4 protein-coding genes and 1 pseudogene are annotated in these 3,711 nt (G+C 64.6%); all 5 read right to left on the bottom strand.

From position 1 onward, the window contains the following. The coding region (locus C8P69_RS23195; protein WP_146167451.1) for an efflux RND transporter permease subunit at positions 1–290 on the bottom strand (290 nt) is incomplete at its 3' end. A gap of 4 nt (positions 291–294) precedes the next feature. After that, on the bottom strand, positions 295–1,299 hold the full coding sequence (locus C8P69_RS23190; RefSeq protein WP_170118379.1) for an efflux RND transporter periplasmic adaptor subunit: 1,005 nt from the start codon (positions 1,297–1,299) through the stop codon (positions 295–297). Between the two features lie 215 nt (positions 1,300–1,514). Continuing rightward, positions 1,515–1,814, bottom strand: coding sequence for a hypothetical protein (locus tag C8P69_RS23185; RefSeq protein ID WP_108179791.1), 300 nt, complete (start codon positions 1,812–1,814; stop codon positions 1,515–1,517). A gap of 26 nt (positions 1,815–1,840) precedes the next feature. Next, positions 1,841–2,788 (bottom strand): TerC family protein, encoded by a 948-nt coding sequence (locus tag C8P69_RS23180; RefSeq protein WP_108179790.1) that lies wholly within the window; start codon positions 2,786–2,788, stop codon positions 1,841–1,843. A 27-nt stretch (positions 2,789–2,815) separates the two neighbouring features. Next, positions 2,816–3,616, bottom strand: a pseudogene (locus C8P69_RS23175) (IS3 family transposase); the annotation flags it as partial. Positions 3,617–3,711: the final 95 nt, after the last annotated feature.

Here is a 3,711-nt window from a genome sequence, read left to right as displayed (position 1 = left end):
AACTCGAAGGTCAGCAGCGCCACCGAATAGCGGGTGACGGAGCGCATGTGGACGAGGTTGGGAATGCCACGCGCGGCGATCTCGATGGGCGCGGTAACACGGCTCTCAAGCTCCTCGGGCGTCAGGCCGGCGGCGCGCATGGAGACGAGCACCTGCGTCGGCGCGACATCGGGAAACGCGTCGATGGGCAGCTTCAGATAGGCGTTGGCGCCCCAGGCGATAAGCGCGATGGCGGCAATGAAAGCGATGAGACGCTGGCGCAGGGCCAGTTCGGTCAGGCGTCCGAGCATGGCCTCACTCCTCCCCGGTCTCGGAGAGTTCGGCGACAAGGGCGAGGAGGCCGCGGGTGGCGATCTCCGTGCCCGGCGCAAGGTCGGCGCGGAACGCGACGCCGCGCGCCGTCTCGGCGACGACCTGCACCGGCACGGCGAGGAAGCCGCTGGCATTGCGGGTGAAGACCCAGGTCCGGTCGCGGTGGCGGACCACGCCCGAGGACGGCGCGAGCCACTGGGCAAGGCCATTCTGCTCGACGCGGACGGAGACGTTCACGGCGAGGCCCGGCCGCACGCTGCCGCCATTGGTGTCGACCTCGGCGACCACTGCAACGGACTGGGTCGCGGCATCGACGGTCCGGCCGATGCGGATGACGCGGCCCTGCGCCCCTTGCGTCGGCAGGATGACACGGGAGCCGACCTGCAAGGCGCCGAGGCGCGTCGCCGGCACCTGGATGTTGACCCAGAGCGGGCTGAGGTCGGCGATGGTGAAGATCGGCGCCGATGCGACGACACGCTCGCCGGCGCTGGCGTGACGGATGGTCACGACGCCGTCGATCGGCGCGCGCATCTCAATGGAGGCCATGAGCCTGCGCGTCCGCCGCAGCGTCTCGACGCCCTCGTCCGCCATGCCGATGAGCTTCAGCAGCTGGATCTGCTCGTCGAGCTTCGCCGCGGCGTTCGTCGCCTCGGTCTCGGCGACACGCAGGTCGCGCTCGGGGATCACCCGGCTTTCATGGAGCGAGCGGGAGCGGCGCAGACGATCCTGGGCAAGGCTCTCGTCGGCAATGGCGGTGAGGAAACCCCGCTGCGCCTCGATCAGCTCGGGCGAGCGCATGGTGGCGATGACCTGCCCCTGCCGCACGGTTTCATCCGGGGCGACAAGCACGGTTTCGATGAGGCCCGCGGCGGGGGCCGCGACCACCCGGATCTGCTGGGGCGGAACGGCCACCATGCCGGGGAAGGACAGGTCGGTGGCGCCCGATTCCGGCTGGATGGGGCTCAACTGGATGCCGGCGGCGCGCACCGCTTGGTCATCCAGCCTAATGATGGGCCGCGAGGATGATCGGCTTGTGCTTTCTGCCAGTTGCGTCATCGCTGGAACGTTCAGGGCGACGAGGACGAAGGCGGCATATGACAGGATGGTGCTGGCGCGAGACATGGGTGAACTCAGAGGGTCGAGGGCAAACGAGATGGGCAATGGCCAAAGGTCGACGGGCACGGGAAGCTAGTGCTCTGCGATCAAGCTGCAGGCTGCCGGCGGATGGCCTCGATGGGAGCCCGGCAAGATGGCAACTCAGCTGCGACAACGTCCAAGGGATCGGTCGTTCCGCTTGCGACCCCGATGATGGTGGTCGCCGTCCAGATCCAGTCCTCGCCTGCTTTCCTCACGAGTGCAGGCGCGGCCCTTGTTGAGCAGGACTGAACCTGCTCAACGATCTGAATGGACGCGCCGGCAGTTCTCAGCCGCTCCTCGATCTGAGCTTGGATGGGGTTGAACAGGAACGTCGCAAGAAGCCAGTGAAAGAACGTGTCGACCATAGCTGCACCAATGATGGGGGGATTGGTCAATGACGAGTGGCCGTGCCGCTGGCGTCGCGCGTCCGCCAGAGGCTGTAGGCAACACCGCAGGCGAGGATCGAGAAGGTGATCGCCAGCGACAATGCGGGCGGGAACTTCTCAAGTCCCAGGAGGTCGGCCAGGAAGATCTTTGAGCCGATGAAGATCAGTACCGCGGCGAGCGCGATCTTCAGGTAATGGAAGCGATGCACCATGGCTGCGAGAGCGAAATAGAGGGCTCGCAGGCCGAGGATCGCGAAGATGTTGGACGTGTAGACAATGAACGGGTCAGTGGTGATCGCGAAGATGGCGGGTACTGAATCCACGGCGAAGATGACGTCCGCGACCTCAATCAAGACGAGGGCGAGGAACAGCGGCGTCATGAACCAAACAGTCCTACTGGGATTCTGGGGGTCCGGAAGCTTCACCCAAAACTTCTCGCCATGGTGCTCGTCGGTCACGTTGAAGCGCCTGCGCATGAAGGCGAGCACCGGGTTGCTGGCGACGTCGTACTCCGCGTTCCGGAACACGAGCATTTTGACGCCTGTCGCGACCAAGAACAGGGCGAAGATGTAAAGAACCCAGTTGAATTGGGTGACGATTGTCGCACCGAGGCCGATCATGATGGCACGCAGCACGATCACGCCGAGGATACCCCAGAAAAGCACCCGGTACTGGAACTGGCGAGGAACGGCAAAGAAGGTGAAGATCATGGCGATGACAAACACGTTGTCCATCGCCAGAGCCTTTTCGATCGCAAATCCTGTCAGATATTCCATGCCGCTCTGATGGCCGAGGTACCACCAAACCCACGCACCAAAGCCGAGGCCGAGACCGATATAGCCGGTTGAGAGAACAAGGCTCTCCCGGACCTCGATCTCGCGTTGCTCCTTATGGAGCACGCCGAGGTCAAGAACGAGAAGCATGACGACGATGCCGAGAAAGCCCAGCCACATCCAAACGGGTGAACCGCCCCGAGTTTTCTAGACGCCTTCGGCTCGCGCTATGTGCTGCCGTTCGAACTCGACGGGCGACAGCATCCCGTTTCGTGCGTGCTTGCGGGTCGGATTGTAGAACATCTCGATGTAGTCGAACACGTCGGCCCTTGCCTCATCGCGCGTCCGGTAGACCTTACGGCGGATCCGCTCGCGCTTGAGCAGGTTGAAGAAGCTCTCCGCCACCGCGTTGTCGTGGCAGTTGCCGCGCCGGCTCATCGAGGGCTCCAGATCGTGGTGCTTCAGGAAGGATGCCCACTCCATGCTCGTGAACTGGCTGCCCTGATCCGAATGCACCAGCACGCGGCCCTTCGGCTTGCGCCGCCAGACGGCCGCCAGCAGCGCCTGAAGGACGACGTTGGTCGTCTGGCGCGATTGCATCGACCATCCGACGATGCGGCGCGAGAAGAGGTCGAGCACGACCGCCAGGTAGGCGAAGCCTTCGTGCGTGCGGATGTAGGTGATGTCGGTCACCCAGGCCTTGTCCGGCGCCTCCACGTCGAACTGGCGGTCCAGCGTGTTGCCGATGGCCAGGGATGGCTTGCCTCCGTACGTGCCGGGGCGGCGCTTGTACCCGATCTGAGCCCGTATGCCGGCGAGCCGCGCCAGTCGTGCGACCCGGTTCGGACAGCAGTTCTCGCCCATGTCCATGAGGTCGTCGTGGAGCTTCCGGTAGCCGTAGACTTTGCTGCTGTCGCGCCAGGCCGTGCGGATCAGTTCGATCTGGCGGCGGTCCTCCCTGGCGCGTCGGCTGAGCGGGTCCTTCAGCCAGGCGTAGAAGCCGCTAGGTGTGGGTTCTGATCAGGTTGTTCCGGCGAGTACCTGAGCCGGCGATCGTCGTGCGAGGCTAACATGGGGCCGGTGGTGGTTGTACCAGGCCAGCC

This window comes from Phreatobacter oligotrophus (genome assembly GCF_003046185.1).
GTDB lineage: Bacteria > Pseudomonadota > Alphaproteobacteria > Rhizobiales > Phreatobacteraceae > Phreatobacter > Phreatobacter oligotrophus.
This window is presented reverse-complemented; position numbering and strand designations above follow the sequence as displayed.